Source organism: Methylobacterium sp. JK268 (assembly GCF_054052225.1).
In genome coordinates this window covers 88,049-107,958 of the sequence record NZ_JBSVZN010000013.1, presented here as the reverse complement: position 1 = coordinate 107,958, position 19,910 = coordinate 88,049, and the positions used below count along the sequence as shown (strand labels likewise).

Here is a 19,910-nt window from a genome sequence, read left to right as displayed (position 1 = left end):
GTCCAGGCTGCCGTATCTGATCTGTCTAATCAGATCAAAGTCAAGCGCGTTTTACAATTTTGTTCCTACTCACATGGACATTCCGGGTCGATTGCCGGCCATTGATAAACCACACAGGCTCGAAAATCCCGAAAGTTGCGCAGATGAAACGATCAAAATTTGCTTCTGTTTCGCCATATTGATCCGCTGGCGTCCCAACAACTATATAAATGCAAGGCTTTTTGCTTAAAATAATTCGAATGATAAAATTTCCTAAAGCGCTGGCGATCACCGCTCTGCGGTTCACTTGCCTCTCAGTGCGTATTGTAGCTGGAGAGGATTTCCACCCGGGCGACCGGTCGAATCGGCTCGATCAGTCTGCCAGGCTAGGCTTGTCGCAACCTCGGATGCGCCGCCGTTCACGTGTCGTCAGCCGTGCCTGCCCGGCTTGCCGCCTCCGCCTCGGAGCTGGCCCCTGATCCTCAACGCCCTCGCCCTTAATCTGAAGAGACAGGCTCAAGGCGACTGCCGGGGCCGGCACGTCGCGGCCAGCCTGATCGTGCAGGCCGTCTCCTGGTGCCTGCGCCACGCCCTCAGCGACCGCGGCCTCGAGGAGATGCTCCTGGAGAGGGGCATGGAGGTCGACCACTCCACCATCAACCGGTGGGTGCCGACCTACGCGCCTGCCATCGAGCGGCGCCTGCGTCGGTGTCGCGCTGTGCGGTGAGCAGGACGTCGACCGCCGCGCCGTGCTTGTCGATGGCCCGGTAGAGATACCGCCACTGGCCACGCACCTTGATGGAGGTCTCGTCGATCCGGACCGAGCCGCACTGGGGCCGACGGAACTGCCGCAGGCGCTTCTCGATCAGCGGCGCGTAGGCGAGCACCCAGCGGTTCAGGGTGGAGTGGTCAACCCTCAGACCCGGTTCCAGGAACAGCTCCTCGATATCGCGATAGCTCAGCGGGTAGCGCGGGTACCAGGCGACCGCCTGCACGATGAGTGCCGCCTCGACGTGCCGGCCTCTGAAGTCGGCCTTGGCGCGCTGCTTGAGCTTGGCGGCGATGGCGGACAGGATCATGGGCCGGCTCCAAGGCGGAGGCGGCAGGCTGGGCAGGTGTGGTTAACGATCCTTGAGCGGGGATCCGTTCGCGTTTGCGACAGGCCCGGCCTTGTCGCACCATCGTGCGACAGTGGTGCATCCCACTACGCGTGCCGAGGTTCGGTGGCCGACCGGTCGATGCGCCGGCCCCTCGCGCGCCCCCATCCCGCACGACCGCACCGCGCGCTAAGGTGCTGCGTGCGCGGGGCCGAAGCGGCGGATCCGCGCCGCCCCGGACCCTTCCTGGCCCTTCGACCTGAGAGAGCATGCGGACGATGGCGGTTCGAGAGAAGGTCGGCTTCTGCACGCTGTGCCGCTCGCGGTGCGGGACGGTGAATCACGTCGAGGATGGCCGCCTCGTCGCCGTGCATCCGAACCCTGCCCACCCGACCGGACAGGCGATCTGCGCCAAGGGGCGGGCCGCCCCCGAGATCGTCCACTCGGCCCGCCGTCTCGCAACGCCCCTGCGGCGGACCGCGCCGAAAGGCGCCGCCGATCCGCTCTTCGTGCCCATCGGCTGGACCGAGGCGCTCGACGCGATCGCCGACCGGCTCGACGCGATCCGGCGCGAGAACGGGCCGGAGGCCGTCGCCTTCGCGGTCACGTCAGGTTCCTCGTCCTCTCTGTCGGACGGCATCGACTGGATCCAGCGCTTCATCCGCGGCTTCGGCAGTCCGAACACCTGCTACTCGACCGAGATCTGCAACTGGCACAAGGATCACGCCCACGCCTTCACGTTCGGCTGTGGCATTCCCACGCCCGATTACCGCAACGCGGACCTGATCCTGCTCTGGGGCCACAACCCGGCGACGTCCTGGCTGGCCCAGGCGGAAGCCATCGGGGCGGCCCGGGCGAGGGGGGCGCGCCTGATCGTGATCGATCCCCGGGGCGCGGGCCTCGCGGCCGGCGCCGACCTCTGGCTCCGGGTGCGGCCCGGAACGGACGCGGCGCTCGCGATGGCGCTCGCCCGCCTCATGATCCGGAACGGCACGATCGACACCGACTTCGTCGCCCGATTCAGCAACGGCCCGCTCCTGGTGCGCGACGACACCGGCCGGTTCCTGCGCGGCCGCGACCTCGGCTGGCGTGACGCTCCGGACGCCTACGCGATGGCCTCGGATGCTGGGCTGACGCCGGTGCGGCCGGGCGAGGCTGGGCGGCTGGCGCGAGAGCCAATCACGGCCGGCGGACCGCACGGACCCGTGGCCTGCCGGACGGCGTTCCAGCGTTTCGCCGAAGCCGTCGAACCCTACGACCCAGCGACGGCCGCCCGCCTCACGGGCGTGCCGGCCGAAGCGATCGAGGCCGCGGCCGCGATGCTCGGCCGGGCGGGGGCGATCGCGTATTACTGCTGGACCGGGGTCGGGCAGCACGCGAACGCGGTGCAGACCGACCGCGCCATCGCGACGCTCACCGCGCTGACCGGCGCGTTCGACCGCCGCGGCGGCAACGTCCGCCTGCCGACCCAGCCCGTCCCGGCCCTCCACGCCGTGACGATGATCCCGCCGGAGATCAGGGCCAAAGCGCTCGGTCTCGCCGAGCGGCCCCTCGGGCCGGCGACGGACGGATGGATCACCCCGACCGCGCTCTACGATGCGGTCCTCGACGGCACGCCCTACCGCGTGCGGGCGCTCGTGGGGTTCGGGTCGAACCTCCTCGTCTCGCATCCCGGCGAGGCGCGCGGCCGGCGGGCGCTCGAAGCCCTCGAGTTCCAGGTCCATTGCGACCTGTTCCCGAACCCGACCTCCGCCACCGCCGACATCCTGCTCCCCGTCAGCAGTGCCTGGGAGAACGAGGGGCTGCGGATCGGCTTCGACGTCTCCCTCGAAGGGCAGGAACTGGTGCAGCTGCGCCAGCCGATCGTCCCGCCGGTGGCCGACGGCCGCTCCGACACCTGGATCGTGTTCCAGCTCGCGCGGCGGCTCGGGATGGGGGACCTCTTCTTCGACGGCGACGTGGAGGCGGGTCTCGGCCACCTCCTGGCACCCCTCGGCCTCGATCTCGCGACGCTGCGGGCGCACCCGGAAGGGATCCGGCGGCCGCTCGACCTGCGCTACGAGAAGTACCGGGACACGGGCTTCGCCACGCAGACCGGGCGGGTCGAACTCTACTCGGAACTGTTCCTGCGCCACGGGCAGCCGCCGCTGCCGACCTTCACCGCGTCCGACGCGGAGCCGGACGACGCCTATCCGCTGGTCCTGTTCTCGGCCAACACCGCCCCCTTCTGCCACAGCCAGCATCGCGGCATCGCGTCCCTCCGGCGGCGGCGCCCCGCGCCCCTCGTGGCGCTGAACCCTGAGGCGGCGGCGCGGCGCGGCATCCGGGAGGGCGACCGGGTCGCGGTCCGGACGCGCGAGGGACGGATCGAACTCGTGGCGACCGTCGACGACACCCTGGCCCCCGACACCGCGGCCGCCGATTACGGCTGGTGGCAGGGGGCGCCGGATCTCGGGCTGCCGGACCACCGGCCGGCCGGCGACGCGCCCGGCGCCAATTTCAACCAGCTCGTCGGCGAGCGCCTCCGCGACCCGGTGAGCGGCGCGCTGCCGCTGCGCTCGACGGCGTGCGAGGTCGACCTCGTCCACGCGGCCCGGGCGGACGACTGGCTCACCCTGTGCGTCGTGGCGCGCCGCGACGCGGCGGAGGGCGTCGTGGCGCTGGAACTGGCCGCCGCGGATGGCGGAGTGCTGCCCGGCTTCGCGGCCGGCCAGTTCGTCACGCTCGACCTCGACGGGCAGGCGCGCTCCTATTCGCTGACCGGTCCCGCCTCCCCGGCCCCGCGGCGCTATCGACTCGGCATCGGCCGGGTCGAGGGCGGATCGGTCTCGCCGCTCCTCCACGCGGGCCTGACGGTCGGCGACCGGGTGCGCGCACGCGCGCCGGCCGGTCACTTCCTGATCCCCGCCCGCAACGCCTTCCCGATCGTGCTCATCGCGGCCGGGATCGGCATCACGCCGTTCCTGTCCGCTCTCGAAGGGTTGACGGGTGCGCCGGGCGAGCCGGAGGTGATCCTGCACTACGCCTGCCGGGACGCGGCGCGCCGGCCCTTCCTCGACCGGATCCAGGAGATCGCCGCGCGCTGCGCGACCCTGCGCGTCGTCGCCCATCTCAGCCGGCCGGCTCCGGGCGACGCCTGCGACCACGCGGGCCGCTTCCGGGCGGAGACCCTGCCGGAGGCGCTGATCCGGCGGCGCCCGCGCTTCTACCTCTGCGCCCCCGCGCGCATGATGGACGAGGTCACGGAGGACCTGCGCGCGCGGGGTGTCCCGGCCTTCGAGATCTTCCGGGAGCGCTTCGTCTCGCCGCGACCGCTCCCCGCCGGGCCGCTCGCGCCCCGAAGCGTCACCTACGCGCGCTCGGGGCGGAGCCTCGCCTGGGAGCCGGCATCGGGCTCCCTCCTCGCGCTCGCCGAGGCGGCCGGCCTGCGACCGCCGAGCGGCTGCCGGGTCGGCCTCTGCGAGAGCTGCGCCGTCCGGGTTCTCGAGGGGGAGGTCGCCCATCTCGGTCCGGTGCCCGACCTCGACCCGGGGACCTGCCTGACCTGCCTGGCGGTCCCGCATTCCGACGTGGTGCTCGACGCGTGAGCCGGAGGCGGGCCGGGCGCCTGGAGCGTCCGCCGGCCTCGACGGAACGCTCTCGCGGTCACGCCCACGCGGTGCGAGGGCGTACCGTTCAGTAGACCGCCGGAGCGACCACCCAGAGGAAGTCCACCGGCTCCTCGCCGACGCACCAGTAGCGGTGGAGCGTCGTCGCCTCGAAGGCGAAGGAATCCCCAGCCTGGATGAGGTGCACGGTCCCGGCCAGTTCGAGCGCCAGCACGCCCGACAACACGGTCCCGCACTTGGCGCCGGCCTCGTTGCGCATGGCCTCGCCCAGCCCGCCGCCCGGCCGGATCGTCATGCGCATCATCTGGATGCCCGAGACCGCGTCGGGCGACATCAGCTCCTTGCGCAGGCCCTTCGGGCCGAGGTCGAGCGTGCGGCGCGCCGAGGCGCGCACCACCACGTCGTCGTGCTCGGTCGCCGGAACGTCGAACAGCCAGCCGACCGGCATGTCCAAAGCCGCGCAGATCTGACGCAGCGAGCGCAGCGACGGCATGGTGAGGCCGCGCTCGATCTGGCTCAGGAGGCCGACCGAGATCTCCGCCTGCTCGGCCACCTGCTGCAGCGAGCGGCCCTTGATCAGCCGGCGCTGGCGCAGCTTGCGGCCGATGCCGTCGCTCCGGTCCGCCGCACCCTCCGGCTTCGCCTCGACCTCGCTCACCATCCTCGCGCTCCCGCTCTGCCCTGCTGGCGGGCAGATTTCGCAGTTTCGGTGAAATTTACGCCATAGATTTTCAGCGCCATTGCAATGCTAACGGGATGCTGCTTTCATGTCCACGATCGCAGGGGTTGAGCGCATGCGGGTCGGCATCGAAGTCGGAGGAACGTTCACCGATCTCGTCGCGGTGGACGGCGCCCAGGTCACGGTGGTCAAGGTGCCGAGCACGCCGGCGAGCCCCGACGAGGGTGCCTTCGCGTCGCTGGCCGCGGCGGGGATCGACCCCGCCTCCGTGACCGACCTCGTCCACGGCTCGACGGTCGCCACCAACGCCATCCTGGAGCGCAAGGGGGCCTCGGTCGCCTTCGTGACCACGCGCGGGTTCCGGGACATCCTGTTCTTCCAGCGCCACGGCCGACGGAACATCTACGACCTGCGCTACGCCAAGCCCGCGCCGCCGGTGCGCCGCAAGGACTGCTTCGAGGTCACCGAGCGGCTCGACGCCGCCGGGGCCGTGGTGACGCCCCTCGACGAGGCGGCCGTCCTGGCCGAGCTGGTCCCGGCGCTCGCGGCGGGCGGGTACGAGGCGGTGGCGATCTGCCTGCTCTCGGCCTACGCGGCGCCGGCCCACGAGGCGCGGCTCAAGGCCCTCATCGCCGAGCGGCTGCCCGGGATCCGGGTCGCCTGCTCGCACGAGATCGCCCGGGAGTTCCGGGAGTTCGAGCGCGCCTCGACGACCGTGCTGTCGGCCTACGTCCAGCCGGTGATCGACGGCTACCTCGACCGCTTCGAGGCGACGCTGGCGGCGGCGCGGTTCCGGGGCGGCTTCAGCGTGATGCAGTCGAATGGCGGCCGCCTCCCGGCCGCCGCGATGCGCCGGAACTCGATCACCGCCCTGTTCAGCGGCCCGGCGGCCGGGGTCGTCGGGGCGATCCGGCAGGCCGGCCGCTCGGGACGGAAGAACCTGATCACCTTCGACATGGGCGGCACCTCGACCGACGTCTGCCTCGTCGTCGACGGCGAGCCGTCCGTGTCGCCGGAGACGGAGGTCGACGGGCTGCCGATCCGCACGCCCGTCCTCGACATCGTGACGGTGGGGGCGGGGGGCGGCTCCCTGGTCTGGATCGACGACGGCGGCATGCTCCGGGTCGGGCCGCGCAGCGCCGGCGCGGTCCCGGGGCCGGCCTGCTACGGCCGCGGCGGCACGGAGCCGACCGTGACCGACGCGCACCTCGTGCGCGGCACGATCCGGCCGGACGCGTTCCTGGGCGGCACGATGCACCTCGACCCGGACGCCGCCCACCGCGCCTTCGAGCCCCTCGCGCACCGCCTCGGCCTGTCGATCCGGGACGCGGCCGCGGCGGCGATCCGGCTCGCCGTCGCCAACATCGTGCGGGCGATCCAGCTCGTCTCGACCCAGCGCGGGCACGATCCCCGCACCTACGCGCTCCTGCCCTTCGGCGGCGCCGGCCCGCTGCTCGCCGCCGAGATCGCCGAGGAACTCGGCATCACCGAGGTGCTGGTGCCGCCCAATCCCGGCGTGATCTCGGCGCTCGGACTCCTGTCGGCCGACTACGTGAAGGTCTCGGGCCTCACCCGGCGCATGGAATTGTCCGGAGCCGCGCCGGGCGTGCTGGCGGAGGAGTTCGCGCGGTTCCGCCGCGACGCGGAGGCGGAGTTCCGCGCGCTGGGGCTCGGCAGCGACCTCGCCTTCGACCTGACCGCCGACATGCGCTTCGTCGGCCAGGCCTTCGAGATTCCCGTCGCGGTCGATCCGGCGCGCCTGTCCCGGATCGGCGCGGCGGACCTCGCCGCCGATTTCGACGCCGCCCACCGGCGCATCTACTTCCACGGCGGCGAGCCGGGGCGGAAGATCGAGATCGTCGGCCTGCGTTTCGGCGTCCGCCGCCGCCTCGACGCCCTGCCCGAGAACCGCGAGCGCCCGGCGAAGGGGGCCGGCCCGGACGCGATCACGGTCTGGCAGCCGAGCGGCGCCGTGGCGACCCGGCTCGTCGACGCCTCCGCGATCGCCGCCGGGGACGTCGTGCGGGGCAGCGCCCTCGTCGAGGGCTACAGCTCGACGCTGTGGCTGCCCCCGGCGTGGCAGGCCGCCCGGGACGATGCCGGCAACCTCCTCATGACCCGGATCTCCGCATGAGCGCCCTCTCCCTCGATCCCGTCGACTACGCCGTCGTCAGCCAGTCCATCGTCTCGGCCGCGCGGGAGATGGGCGCCAAGCTCGTCCGCTCCGCTTACTCGACCGTGCTGCGGGAGGCGCAGGACGGCTCGGCCGCCCTGCTCGACGCCGACGGCCACACCATCGCCCAGGCCGAGCTGATCCCCATGCAGCTCGGCACGATCGGGCACGTGATCCAGCCGGCGCTCGCCCTCTACCCGAAGGAGACGCTGGCGGAGGGCGACTTCTTCGTCATGAACGACCCCTATTCGGGCGGGCAGCACCTCCAGGACGTGTTCTTCTTCCACCCGATCTTCTTCCGGGGCGAGCTGCTCGGCTTCTCGGCCTCGGTCGCGCACCACCTCGACATCTCCGGGGGCGATCCGGGGCTGAACACCGCGGCGACCGACGTCTACTCGGAGGGGCTGATCATCCCCCCGCTCAAGCTCAACATGGCGCGCGACTGGCACGGCGGCGCCTTCGAGCGTCTCCTGCGCGCGAACGTGCGGGTGCCGCACCAGACCATGGGCGACTTCGACGCCCAGATCGCCGCCAACGCGATCGGGGCGGCCCGGCTCACCGAACTCGCCGAGCGCTACGGCGCGGAGAAGCTGCGGGCCGTGATGGCGGCTCTGCTCGACTACTCCGAGACGCGCATGCGGGCCGCGATCCGCGCGGTGCCGGACGGTGTCTACCACGGCGAGGACGCGGTCGACGACGACGGCCTCTCGGACGCGCCGCTGCCCGTGCGGGCGACCGTGACCGTCAAGGGCGACGCCATCACGATCGACTTCACCGGGACGGCGCCGCAGGTCCGCCGCAACCTGAACGTGCCCTTCGCCGCCACCGTCTCGGCCTCGCTCTCCTGCGTGAAGGGCGTGCTGACGAGCCCCGACATCCCCTTCAACGCGGGCGCCGCCCGGCCCGTGACGGTGACGGCCCCGAAGGGCAGCCTCCTCAATCCCCGCCACCCGGCCCCGGTGCGCGCCCGCATGGAGGCGAGTTTCCGGGCCTGGAACGCCGTCATGAAGGCGCTCGCGCAGGCGGTGCCCGAGCGCGTCATCGCCTGCGGCTTCGACACCACCACGGTGGGCGTGCTCTCGCGGCTCGGCGACCAGGGCTGGTCGGTCTACCTGGAGATCTTCGGGGGCGGCTACGGCGCCGCCGCGGACGCGGACGGGTGCGACGCGGTCGACTCGCCGCTGTCGAACTGCACCAACACCCCGGTCGAGGCGCTGGACCAGGATTTCCCGTTCTTCCGCGTGGTCGCCTACGCGCTGACGCCGGACAGCTGCGGGATCGGCGAGCACCGCGGCGGGCTCGGCTTCCGGCGCCGCTACGAGATCCTGCGCGAGGGCGTGCGGCTGTCGCTCTACAGCGACCGCTTCAAGCGAGCCCCCGAGGGCCTGTTCGGCGGCGGCCCGGGCACGACGGGCGCCTGCGAGGTGCTGCGGAACGGCGAGGTCCTGTCGCTCCCGTCGAAGACCGCCATCGACCTCCTGCCGGGCGACGTCGTCACGATCGCGGTCGGCGGGGGAGGGGGCTACGGCGCCCCGCACAAGCGCCCGGCCGAGCGCATCCGGCGGGATCGGGAGGACGGGATCATCTCCGACGAACGGGCCGCGTCCTGGTCCGCCGTGGCGGCCGAGTAGGGCGCCATGGGATCCTCGGCCGACAGCCACCACCGCTCGCTCTGGTCGACCACCGCGGCCGAGCCGCCACTCGCCGCGCCGCCCCTCGCGGGCGAGACCAATGTCGACCTCGCGGTGATCGGCGGCGGCATCACCGGGTGCAGCGCCGCGCTCGCGGCGGTCGAGGCCGGCGCGGCGACGATCCTGCTGGAGGGAGCGACGATCGGCTGGGGCGCCTCGGGCCGCAACGGCGGCCAAGTGATCCCCGGGCTGAAATACGACCCGTCCGAGATGCGCGAGAGGTTCGGCGAGGCGGCGGGCCGGCGCCTCACGGCGGCGGTGGGCGCGGCGGCCGACGCGGTGTTCGACCGGGTCGCCAAGCACGCGATCGCCTGCGCGGCCGCGCGCGAGGGCTGGGTCCAGGCCGCCCACGCGGCGCCGGCCCTCGCCCGCGTGCAGCAGCGCGCCCGCGACTGGGAAGCGGAGGGAGCGCCCGTCGACCTCCTCGACGCCGCCGCGGTGGAGCGCCTCACCGGCGCGCGGGGCTACCACGGCGGCTGGATCGATCGGCGGGCCGGCACGCTGCACCCGCTGTCCTACACCCGCGGCCTCGCCCGCGCGGCCCGGGAGGCCGGGGCGGCCGTGCACGAATCCACGCCGGTCGGGGCCCTGGAGCCGGACGGCGATCGCTGGCGGCTGCGGACCCCCGGCGGGGTGGTGCGGGCGCGGCGGGTGGTCGTCGGGACGGACGCCTACTCGACCCCCCTCGTCGCCGGCCTGAACGAGGCGATGCTGCTCGTCCAGAGCGTGCAGGTGGCGACCGAGATCCTGCCCGAGGCGCTCCTCGCCCGGATCCTGCCCGACGGGCGCTGCTGCTCGGAGACGCGGCGCCTCGCCTTCTACTTCCGGCGCTCGCCGGACGGCCGGCTGATGTTCGGCGGGCGCGGCGCGATCGGCGAGGCGGAGAGCCCCGTCTTCCGGCAGGCGCTCGTCGCGGCGATGCGGCGGATCTTCCCGGAGGTCGCGGGCGTGCCGATCGCCGCCAGCTGGTCCGGCCAGGTCGGCCTGACCCTCGACGGGCTGCCGCGGGTGCAGGAGCCGGCGCCCGGCTTGCATCTCGGCTACGGCTACAACGGCCGCGGCGTCGCGATGGCGACCGTCATGGGCGGGTGGCTGGCGCGCCGGGCCCTCACCGGAGAGGCGCCCCCGCTGCCGGCCACGTCCATGGCCCCGATCTCCTGGCACCGCCTGCGCCGCCCGGCCCTCTCGGCCGGCATCGCCTGGGCCTGGCTCCGCGACCGCGTAGGACTGGCCGGATGACGACACACGCACACCTCTTCGCCCCGCTCGCCCTGCGCGAGGTCACGCTTCCCAACCGGATCGTGATCTCGCCGATGCAGCAATACGCGGCGGGGCCGGACGGGCTGCCGAATGCCTTCCACCGGCAGCATTACGGCCGGCTGGCGCTGGGAGGGGCCGGCCTCGTGATCACCGAGGCGCTCGCCGTGGTGCCGGAGGGCCGCGTCACGCACCACGACCTCGGCATCTGGTCCGACGACCACGTCCCGGCCCTGGCGGGGCTCGCCGAGGAGATCGCGCGGTTCGGCGCGGTGCCGGGCACGCAGCTCATCCATGCCGGCCGGAAAGGGAGCGTGTCGCGCCCCTGGGAGGGCTACGCGCCGCTCGTGAGCCAGGCGGGCGAGCCGCCCTGGACCACCGTCGCGGCGAGCGCGGTCCCGGCCAATCCCGGCTGGCACGTCCCGGACGCCCTCGACGCGGACGGCATCGCCCGGATCCTGGAGGACTACGCTGCCGGGGCGCGCCGCGCCGCCGCGGCGGGCTTCCGCGTGCTCAACATCCACGCGGCGCACGGCTACCTCCTGCACAGCTTCCTGTCGCCCCTCGCCAACCATCGCGAGGACGCCTGGGGCGGCGACTTCGAGGGCCGCATCCGCCTCGTGCTGCAGGTCGTCGACGCCGTGCGCGCAACCTGGCCGGCCGACCGGCCGCTGATGGTCCGGCTCTCCTGCGTGGACGACCAGCCGGGGGGCTGGACCCTCGACGACTCCGTCGCCCTGGCGCGCCGTCTCGCGCGGGCGGGCGTCGACGTCGTCGACTGCTCCTCCGGCGGCCTCGGCGAGCGCACCACCACCCGGATGCTCCGGCGCCCCGAGGGCTACCAGGTGCCGTATTCCGAGCGGATCCGGGCGGAGGCCGACGTCCCCACCATGGCGGTCGGGCTGATCACCACGCCGGCCTTCGCCGACGCGGTGGTGCGCGAGGGGCGCGCGGACCTCGTCGCCATCGGGCGCGAGGCCCTGCTCAACCCGCACTGGCCGCTCGGGGCCGCCCGCGCGCTGGGCGTGGACGACAGCTTCGCGCACTGGCCGAAGCCGTGGGGCTGGTGGCTCGACAAGCGCGACCGGGCCGCCAGGAGCGGCACGCCATCGGATCGGTGATCGACGGGAGGGCGACGTGATGATGAACCGCAGACAGATCCTGGCCGGCCTGGCCTCCGCCCCGGTGTCGCTCGCCGCCCCGGGGATCATCCGCCGCGCCAACGCGCAGAGCGTCCTCGACGTGGCCTCCGTCTACTCGCTCTCCGGCACCTTCGCGAATGTCGGCTCGTCCCTCAACGACGGCTCCAAGTGGGCCTTCGAGCAGTACGGCACCGCGGCCGGCAACAGGCTGAACTACCTGCTCCTCGACGACCGGGGCGATGCCGCCGAGGCGGTGCGCAAGGTCCAGGACGCGATGACCCAGCGCAACGTCCGCCACGTCATCGGCTGCACCAACTCGGCCATCGGGCTGGCGCTGCAGAAGGAGGTCTACAACCGCAAGGGCATCTACGTGAACGAGGCCGGCGCGGACGAATCGACCGGAAAGGACTGCAACAAGTCGAGCTTCCGCTGGCCGGTCGCCTGCTACAGCGCCGTCAACGCCACGGTCCGGCCGCTGATCGAGCAGTTCCCGAAGGCGAAGCGCTGGTACACCATCACCGGCCAGTACGTGTTCGGCGACAGCCTCCTGTCCAACTGCAAGGAGGTGTTCAAGGAGAAGGGAATCGAGCACGTCGGCAACAGCTACCACTCGCTGTCGGACCGCGAGTATTCCGGCTACATCGCCAACGCGCTGGCGGCGAGCCCGGACGTGCTGGCGATCTGCAACTTCGGCAACCAGACCGTCGACGTGGTGCGCCAGGCGATCAGCTACGGGATGAAGCGCAACACCAAGATCCTGGCGGTGTGGTCCACCGGCCTCGACCAGTTCCAGGCGCTCGGCCCGGAGAATTGCGAGGGCGTGTATTTCGGCGCCAATTTCTGGCACGGGGTCGACACCCCCGGCGGCCGCCGCGTCGCCGAGATCGTGAAGGCGAAGACCGGTGACGTGCCGAACTACCTGCACGCCTGCGGCTACGCCGTCGCGCAGGTGCTGATCGAGGGCATCACCCGGGCGAACGCGACCGACGTGCCCGCCATCATCAAGGCGCTCGAGGGCCTCAGCTACGAGGGACCGACCGGGACCGAGACGATCCGGGCCGAGGACCACCAGGTCATCAAGGACTACTACCTGATGCTCGGCAAGGCCAAGTCCGCCATGAAGGACAAGAACGACCTCGTCGACATCGTCGCGGCGACCAAGGCCTTCCTGCCGCCGGAGAAGACCGGCTGCCGGATGACGGCCTCCCTCTGATCGCGGGCGCCGCACCGGCATGTCGGCCCAGCTGCTGCTGTTCCAGGTCCTGAACGGGACCGGCATCGGGATGATCTACTTCCTCCTGTCGGTCGGCCTGACGCTGATTTTCGGGCTGCTGCGCTTCGTGAACTTCGCGCACGGGGCGTTCTACCTCGCGGCGGCCTACGTCGCCTACGCGGTCGTGCTCTGGACCGGCACCTTCTGGTGGGCGCTGCTCCTCGGGCCCGCCGTCGTGGCGCTGCTGGCGCTCGCCGTGGAGCGGACCCTCCTGCGGCATACCTACGCGCTGCCGCACGAGGCGCAGATCCTGATCACCTTCGCGGTCGCCCTGATCATCCAGGAGGGGGTGATCCTGCTGTTCTCGCCGCTCGGCCACAACGTGCCGGTGCCCGCCGCGCTCAGCGGAATCGTGTTCCTCGGCCCCTACGTCTACCCGGCCTACCGCCTCGCGGTGGTGGGGGTGGCGGCCGTCGTCGCCCTGGTGCTGTGGGTCGCCATCGAGCGCACGCGGCTCGGCTCGATCCTGCGCGCGGGCTCCGAGAGCGCGGAGATGGTCGGGCTGCTCGGCATCAACGTCGACCGGGTCTTCATGGCGACCTTCGCGCTCGGGGCGGCGCTCGCCGGCCTCGCGGGCGTCCTGGCGGCGCCCCTGCGGGGCGTGGAGCCCTTCATGAGCTCGGAGGCCCTCGGCATCGCCTTCGTGGTGGTGGTGGTGGGCGGCCTCGGCACCCTGTCGGGCGCCCTCGTCGGCGGCCTTCTGATCGGCCTGATCCAGTCGCTGATGAGCACGCTGTGGCCGGAAGGGGCGCAGCTGATGATCTACGCCGCGATGGCGCTGGTGATCCTCGTGCGGCCGACCGGCCTGCTCGGACGCGTCTGATGCGCGACGCCGCCCGCTTCCCCGGCCTCGCGAGCGCGATCGTGCTCGCGGCGCTCCTCATCCTGCCGGTCGTGGTGCCGGTCACGCTGGCGACGCAGATCGCGATCTTCGCGGTCGGCACCCTGTCGGTGACGCTGCTCCTCGGCTCGGTCGGGCTCCTGTCCTTCGGCCAGGGCCTGTATTTCGGGGTCGGCGCCTACGCGGGCGGGCTGCTGCTGCGCGACGGGGGCCTCGGCCTCTTGCCCGCGCTTCTGGGCGCCACGGCAGCGGGCGCGGTCCTGGCGGGCCTCCTCGGCAGCCTGATCGTGCGGCGCCACGGCGTCTACTTCGTCATGCTCACCCTCGCCTTCGCCCAGATGGGCTACTTCGCGACGCTGGCCTTCAAGGACGTGACCGGCGGCGAGAACGGGCTGTCGGGCCTGCCGCGCCGGTTCGGCGTCCTCGGCCTGCCCGTCGACGGGCCGCTCGCCCTCTACGCCGTCGCGGCGGGCGCCTTCCTGATCGTGTTCCTGCTGGTCCAGCGCGTCGTCGCCTCGCCCTTCGGCAGCGTGCTCGCGGCGATCCGCGAGAACGAGCCGCGCAGCGCCGTGCTGGGCTACCCGGTCGCCCGCTACAAGTCCGCCGCGGTGGCGCTGGCCGGCGGCCTCGCCGGGCTCGCGGGCGGCCTCCACGTCGCCGTCCTCGGCTTCGTCCCGCCGAGCGACATCGAGCTCGAGATGAGCCAGCGGCTGCTGGTGATGGCGCTGATCGGGGGCGTCGGCGCGCCCGGCGGGGCGCTGGCTGGCGCGGCCTTCTACATGATCGCCGCCGAGGTGCTGTCAGGGATCTGGCCGCGCTGGATGGCGCTGATCGGCCTCCTGCTGATCGGCCTCGTGCTGTTCCTGCCGGGCGGCCTGTGGAGCCTCGGCTGGCGCCTCGCCGCGCTCCGGGGCCGGGAGGCGGCTCGTGGCTGAGCCGCTCCTGGTCGCGGAGGCGGTCGACGTCCGCTTCGGCGACTTCCAGGCCCTGTCGGGCGTCTCGCTGGCGGTGCGGCCCGGCACGATCCACGCCGTCATCGGCCCGAACGGCGCGGGCAAGACCACGCTCTTCAACGCGCTGACCGGCGTGCGGCGGCCGAGCGGCGGCCGGATCCTGTTCGACGGCCACGCCGTCACGCGCGCCTCGATCCACCGCCGCGTGCATTACGGCATGAGCCGCTCCTTCCAGGTGACGTCGCTGTTCCCGGGCCTGAGCGTGTCCGAGAACCTGCGGCTGGCCGTGCAGGCGCGCGAGGCGGGCGAGGGCTGGGTGTTCTGGCGCGGCCCGGGGCGCCGCGCGGACATCCGGGCGGAGGTCGGCGACCTCCTGGCGCTGATCGGCCTGTCCGACCGCGCGGAGACCCGCGCGGACGGCCTGTCCCACGGCGGCCAGCGCGCGCTGGAGATCGGCATGGCCCTGGCCGGGCGGCCCAAGCTGATCTTCCTCGACGAGCCGCTCGCCGGCATGGGCATCGACGACGTCCAGCGCACCAAGGCGCTCATCCAGTCGCTGCGCGCGCGCATGGCGGTGCTGCTGATCGAGCACAACATGAGCGTCGTCCTCGACATCTCCGACCGGGTGACCGTGATGGCGCGCGGGCGCGTGATCGCCGAGGACGCCCCGGCGGGAATCCGCAGCAACCCGGAGGTCCGGACCGCCTATCTGGGGAGTTCCGCATGAGCGCCGCCCCGATGCTGTCCGTGCGGGACCTCAACGGCTGGTACGGCAAGAGCCACATCCTCCAGGGCATCGACCTCACGGTCGGCGACGGGGAGCTCGTCGCCCTGCTCGGCCGCAACGGCGTCGGCAAGACCACCACGATGCGCGCCCTCGCCGGCATCCTCGCCCGCGCGGAGGGCGACGTGCGCCTCGCCGGGGCGCCCATCCTCGGCCTGCCCGCCCACGCGATCGCGCGCAGGGGCCTCTCGCTGGTCCCCGAGCACCGCGGCATCTTCGGGACGCTCTCCGTTGAGGAGAACCTGACCCTGGCGGCGCGGCGCACCTCGCCCTGGCCGGTCGCGCGCATCTGGACGATGTTCCCGTCCCTCGCCGAGCGGCGCCGGACGCCGGGGGGCAAGCTCTCCGGGGGCGAGCAGCAGATGCTGGCGATCGGACGGGCGCTGGTCACCGGCCCCAGGCTCCTCCTCCTCGATGAGCCGACGGAGGGGCTCGCGCCGGTCATCGTCGATGCCCTGGTCGAGAGCCTGCGCGGGCTGAAGGCGGCCGGGCTGTCCATCCTGCTCGTCGAGCAGAGCCTCGCCGTGTGCACCGCCGTCGCGGACCGCCTCGCCATTCTCGACGGCGGGCGCATCGTCTGGACCGGGGACCGGGACGCCTTGTCGGCGGCCGAGGACGTCCGCGCCCGCCACCTGACGCTCGAACACGCCTGATACCAGCGGTCATTTCCAATGACCGCTGGTTGCGCTCTCGAATTTCCGCCAAGCCCAGAATCCTGAACCTTGGGCTTGGCATCGGAAATTCGAGATGGTCAACGGCCCCGTCGATCTCGGGCTTGCCCGAGATCGAATCGATGCGTCAGCATCCTGGGCCGTTGGTATGAGCGGCGAAACCGCCCGACGGCGCCCCCCGGCTCCGCGCGGCCGCGGCGTGCGCCGGATCGTGTGGTATCGGACGGCCGACACGTCAGCGGGCCGCCGGTCATGAAGCTGCAATACCTCGCCGCCTTCCGGGCCGTCATGCTGACCGGAACGGTGAGCGCGGCGGCCGAGGTGCTCGGGCGGAGCCAGCCGGCGGTGAGCCGCCTGCTCGACAAGCTGGAGGCGGAGCTCGGCGCCAAGCTGTTCGAGCGCCGGCGCGGCCTGGTCGTCCCGACCGCCACCGCACAGCTCCTCCTCGACGAGGTCGAGCGGGCCTACGTCTCGCTCGAATCCCTCAAGACCTTCGCGTCCCGGGCGGCCGCGGGCGAGAGCAGCCGGATCTCGGCCGCCGTGCTGCCCGCGCTCGGGCTGAACTTCATCCCGGCGACGGTCGCGGCCTTCGCGCAGGACTGGCCCGGGACCCGGGTCCTGCTCAACGTGCAGCCCTCGGTGCAGGTGGAGGAATGGGCGGCCTCCCAGCAGATCGACTTCGGTTTCGCGGAGATGCCGGTCAAGCGCTCCGGCTTCCGCACCGAGATCTTCAGCGACCGTCCCTACCTGCTCGCCGTCCCGGCGGATCACCCGCTCGCCGGGAGGAGCCAAGTCGGGCCCTCGGACCTGCGCGGGGTGCCGTTCATCGTCGGTTCGTCCTTTACCGCGATGGGGCAGCTGCTGCCCCAGGCCTTCCGGGCGAGCGGCGTGCCGCTGGAGGCGCGCTACGAGGCCCCGCTGTCGATGGTCGTCTACGAGCTGGTGAAGCAGGGCGTCGGCGTCGGTCTCGTCGACCCCTATACCGGGCTGATCCAGCACGACGCGCGGGTGCGGCTCCTGCGCTTCGTGCCCACCATCCCCTTCAACGTCGCGCTCCTGCGTCCCGAGTCGCGCCCGGCCAACCCGGCCGCCGAGGCCCTCCTGACCCTGATGGCCGCCGAGCGCGACCGCCTGATGGCGCGCTTCCCGGACTGAAGAGGTGCCGGCGCCGCAGCCAATCAGGATGGCACGTCGTTCCAACCCCTTGTCCGGAAAAGGCGGGAGAGTTCGACGCGAACCCGCACGCCCTCGGACCGCCCGGTGATCCGGCGTGTGTCTCAGCCTGTATGCGAAACGCGCATAACGATCCGCGAACATTCAATTTTGCGCATTCCGGATTTCGGGGTTCACTCCGTGGTGTCGCAGGTTTCGAGGACGGGCGGTGGGTTTTTCCTCACGGCGCGAAGCACAGAGTGGGAGCCGCTACGACGTCGTCGTCATCGGGGGCGGCATCAACGGCACGAGTGCGGCGCGCGAACTGACCGCGGCCGGCTACAAGGTCCTGCTCGCCGAGAAGTCCGACCTCGCCGCCGGCGCGTCGAGCCGGTCGTCACGGATCCTGCACTGCGGGTTGCGCTACTTCGAGACGCCGCGCCCGCTGCGCACCTTCCTGTCCTCACCCCGCCGCCTCGCTGGCGCGGCCGGGATGGCGCGGGCGGCGATGCAGGCGCGCGCCGAGCTCAGCGCCCTGCGGCCGGAGATCTGCAAGCCCTTCACGATGTGCTTCCCCGTCTATCGCGGCGATGCCGTCAGAGGATGGCACCTCGATCTCGGCTTCCGCCTGCTCGCGCGCCTCGGCCCGGCGCATCCGTCCCTCGACTACCGGCGGGTCGCGCGGGACATCGACCGGCACCTGCCCTTCGCGGGCGACCTCCGGGACCGCGACCGCCTGCGCTCCGTCGCCACCTACCGCGAGTACATCATCGACTCGCCCGACCGGCTCTGCGTCGACGCCGCCCTCGAGGCGGAGAGCGGCGGAGCGGAGCTGCGCCTGTTCACGCGGGCGGCCATCGCCGGACGCGGCGCGGGGGGCTGGCGCCTGCGCCTGTCGGGCGACGGCCGCGCCGAGACGGTCGAGGCCCCGGTGGTGCTCACCCTCGCCGGGACGTGGTCCGACGAGGTCGTCGCCGGGATCGCGCCGGGGCTGCAGGCGCCGCTCGTGACGGGCACCAAGGGCGCGCACGTCGTCGTGCGGCTGCCGCCGCGCTACGCGGGCCACGGCATCGCCTGCCTGCACCGCGGCGGCATGCCGTTCTACTGCCTCCCCGTCGGGGGCGACCTGTTCTGCTTCGGTCCGACCGAGACGCCCTACGCGGGCGACGCCGCCGACGCCGTCGCCACGGACGAGGACGTCGCGTTCCTCCTCGGCGAGGCCAACTTCCTCCTGCCGGGTCTCCGGCTGCGGCCCGCCGACGTCGTCTTCACCTGGGCCGGCGTGCGGCCGCTCGGCTACGACGCCTCTCAGCCGATGGGGCGCCGGGTGCGCGAGATCCACGACCTCGCGTCCCGCGGCCTGCCCGGGATCTTCGCGATGACCGCCGGGCCGGTGATGTCCCACCTGAGCGCGGGCCGCGACCTGCGGGCCGCGGTCGCGCGCGTGCTGGCGCCGTCGCGCCCGCCGCCCGCGCGGCGCCTCACGGCGCCGCGGCCGGACCCTCAGGCGGGGGAGGCGGCCCGGCTGCGCCACGCCATCGTCGCCGAGCACGCCCGCGACCTCGCGGGCATCCTCTACACGCGCACGGGACTTGCGTGGGGCCGTCACCTCGACCGGCCGGCGGTCGAGGTGGCCGCGGAGGCCGTCGCCGACCTGCTGGGATGGTCCCCGGGCGACGTGACGGTGCAGGTCGACCGCTTCATGCGCGAGCAGAACACCACGTTCGCGCGGCGAGGGACTGATAGAGTGTCGGTTGAACCGGTGGAGGCCAGGACATGACGACGGGCGATCTGATGAGGACGACGGCTCTCGCGGCGGCGCTGCTCGCCGCCTCGCCCGCCGGGGCGGCGGAGGGCCGGCTGAAGGAGATCCTCGATCGCGGCGTGGTGCGGGTCGGCGTGCAGGGCGCGTTCAAGCCGTGGTCGTTCCCGGCGCCCGACGGCACCCTCCAGGGGATCGAGGTCGACCTCGCCAAGGAGGTGGCCGACACGCTCGGGGTCAAGTTCGAGCCGGTCATCATCACCTCGGCCAACCGGATTCAGTACCTGCAGCAGGGCAAGATCGACCTGATCCTCGGCGGCATGTACGACGCCAGCGACCGCCGCAAGATCATCGGCATGATCGAGCCGGCCTACTGGTCGTCCGGGCCGACGCTGCTCGCCAAGAAGGGCGCGATCAAGGACTGGAAGGACATCGCCAACAAACCGGTCTGCGGCAAGCAGGGCAACTTCTACAACAAGCAGGTCCAGACCGAGCTGCACGCCAACCTGATCGCCTTCGCGGGCAACACCGAGGGCAAGGAGGGGCTGCGCGCCGGCAAGTGCATCGCGTGGCTCTACGACGACGTCAGCATCATGGCCGACCTCGCGCTGCCGGACTGGGAGGGCTACGAGATGCCGGTCCCGGTCCTCTACAACAACCCCTGGGCCGCCGCCGTCCCGCTCGACGAGCGCGACAAGGCCTGGGGCACATTCATGACCGGCATGGCCTATCGCTGGCAGGCCGACGGCAAGCTGATCGAGCTCGGCAAGAAGTGGGGCGTGACCCTGTCCGACTGGTTCACGCAGCAGAATCAGAAGCTGCACTGGGACACGTCGTACCTCAAGTGA

15 protein-coding genes and 1 pseudogene are annotated in these 19,910 nt (G+C 72.4%); 13 read left to right on the top strand and 3 right to left on the bottom strand.

All coding sequences use genetic code 11. The features are described from left to right. Positions 1-40: 40 nt before the first annotated feature. Entirely contained in the window at positions 41-286 is a 246-nt protein-coding gene (locus ACW9J6_RS16100) for a hypothetical protein (RefSeq protein WP_457117494.1), read from the bottom strand. 394 nt (positions 287-680) lie between these two features. Beyond that, a pseudogene (locus tag ACW9J6_RS16095) lies at positions 681-1,058 on the bottom strand (IS6 family transposase); the annotation flags it as partial. Positions 1,059-1,354: 296 nt separating this feature from the next. Between ACW9J6_RS16095 and ACW9J6_RS16090 the strand changes: the two are divergent. Further along, a complete protein-coding gene (locus ACW9J6_RS16090; RefSeq protein WP_457117493.1) occupies positions 1,355-4,663 on the top strand; it encodes a molybdopterin-dependent oxidoreductase in 3,309 nt (1,102 codons plus the stop codon). An 88-nt stretch (positions 4,664-4,751) separates the two neighbouring features. On the opposite strand, the gene ACW9J6_RS16085 is transcribed toward ACW9J6_RS16090, so the two are convergent. Beyond that, the gene (locus ACW9J6_RS16085; RefSeq protein ID WP_457117492.1) at positions 4,752-5,345 is read right to left on the bottom strand and encodes a helix-turn-helix domain-containing protein; all 594 of its coding nucleotides are present in this window, start codon (positions 5,343-5,345) and stop codon (positions 4,752-4,754) included. 106 nt (positions 5,346-5,451) lie between these two features. Here ACW9J6_RS16085 and ACW9J6_RS16080 point away from each other — a divergent pair, with 106 nt between their 5' ends. The 12 genes from ACW9J6_RS16080 to ACW9J6_RS16025 all read left to right on the top strand — a co-directional run bounded on the left by ACW9J6_RS16080 (position 5,452) and on the right by ACW9J6_RS16025 (position 19,910). Next, complete coding sequence (locus ACW9J6_RS16080; protein WP_457117491.1) at positions 5,452-7,497, top strand: hydantoinase/oxoprolinase family protein; 2,046 nt, start codon at positions 5,452-5,454, stop codon at positions 7,495-7,497. Then, positions 7,494-9,167: a hydantoinase B/oxoprolinase family protein gene (locus ACW9J6_RS16075; protein WP_457117490.1), complete on the top strand. Its 1,674-nt coding sequence runs from the start codon at positions 7,494-7,496 to the stop codon at positions 9,165-9,167. Before ACW9J6_RS16080 ends, ACW9J6_RS16075 begins: the two co-directional genes overlap by 4 nt. A gap of 6 nt (positions 9,168-9,173) precedes the next feature. Next, on the top strand, positions 9,174-10,466 hold the full coding sequence (locus ACW9J6_RS16070; protein WP_457117489.1) for an NAD(P)/FAD-dependent oxidoreductase: 1,293 nt from the start codon (positions 9,174-9,176) through the stop codon (positions 10,464-10,466). Next, positions 10,463-11,605 carry an NADH:flavin oxidoreductase/NADH oxidase gene (locus ACW9J6_RS16065; protein ID WP_457117488.1) on the top strand — a complete coding sequence of 381 codons (1,143 nt, stop codon included), beginning with the start codon at positions 10,463-10,465 and terminating at the stop codon, positions 11,603-11,605. Before ACW9J6_RS16070 ends, ACW9J6_RS16065 begins: the two co-directional genes overlap by 4 nt. A 19-nt stretch (positions 11,606-11,624) precedes the next feature. Beyond that, a complete protein-coding gene (locus ACW9J6_RS16060; protein WP_457117487.1) occupies positions 11,625-12,839 on the top strand; it encodes an ABC transporter substrate-binding protein in 1,215 nt (404 codons plus the stop codon). Positions 12,840-12,858: 19 nt separating this feature from the next. Beyond that, positions 12,859-13,722, top strand: a complete 864-nt coding sequence (locus ACW9J6_RS16055) for a branched-chain amino acid ABC transporter permease (RefSeq protein ID WP_457117486.1) — start codon at positions 12,859-12,861, stop codon at positions 13,720-13,722. After that, positions 13,722-14,675, top strand: coding sequence for a branched-chain amino acid ABC transporter permease (locus tag ACW9J6_RS16050; protein ID WP_457117485.1), 954 nt, complete (start codon positions 13,722-13,724; stop codon positions 14,673-14,675). Before ACW9J6_RS16055 ends, ACW9J6_RS16050 begins: the two co-directional genes overlap by 1 nt. Continuing rightward, a complete protein-coding gene (locus ACW9J6_RS16045) occupies positions 14,668-15,420 on the top strand; it encodes an ABC transporter ATP-binding protein (RefSeq protein WP_457117484.1) in 753 nt (250 codons plus the stop codon). The genes ACW9J6_RS16050 and ACW9J6_RS16045 overlap by 8 nt, the downstream gene beginning before the upstream one ends. Then, entirely contained in the window at positions 15,417-16,130 is a 714-nt protein-coding gene (locus ACW9J6_RS16040) for an ABC transporter ATP-binding protein (protein WP_457117483.1), read from the top strand. The genes ACW9J6_RS16045 and ACW9J6_RS16040 overlap by 4 nt, the downstream gene beginning before the upstream one ends. A gap of 270 nt (positions 16,131-16,400) precedes the next feature. Continuing rightward, positions 16,401-17,303 carry a LysR substrate-binding domain-containing protein gene (locus tag ACW9J6_RS16035; RefSeq protein ID WP_457117482.1) on the top strand — a complete coding sequence of 301 codons (903 nt, stop codon included), beginning with the start codon at positions 16,401-16,403 and terminating at the stop codon, positions 17,301-17,303. 226 nt (positions 17,304-17,529) lie between these two features. Then, entirely contained in the window at positions 17,530-19,080 is a 1,551-nt protein-coding gene (locus ACW9J6_RS16030) for an FAD-dependent oxidoreductase (protein ID WP_457117481.1), read from the top strand. Continuing rightward, positions 19,077-19,910: a transporter substrate-binding domain-containing protein gene (locus ACW9J6_RS16025; protein ID WP_457117480.1), complete on the top strand. Its 834-nt coding sequence runs from the start codon at positions 19,077-19,079 to the stop codon at positions 19,908-19,910. Before ACW9J6_RS16030 ends, ACW9J6_RS16025 begins: the two co-directional genes overlap by 4 nt.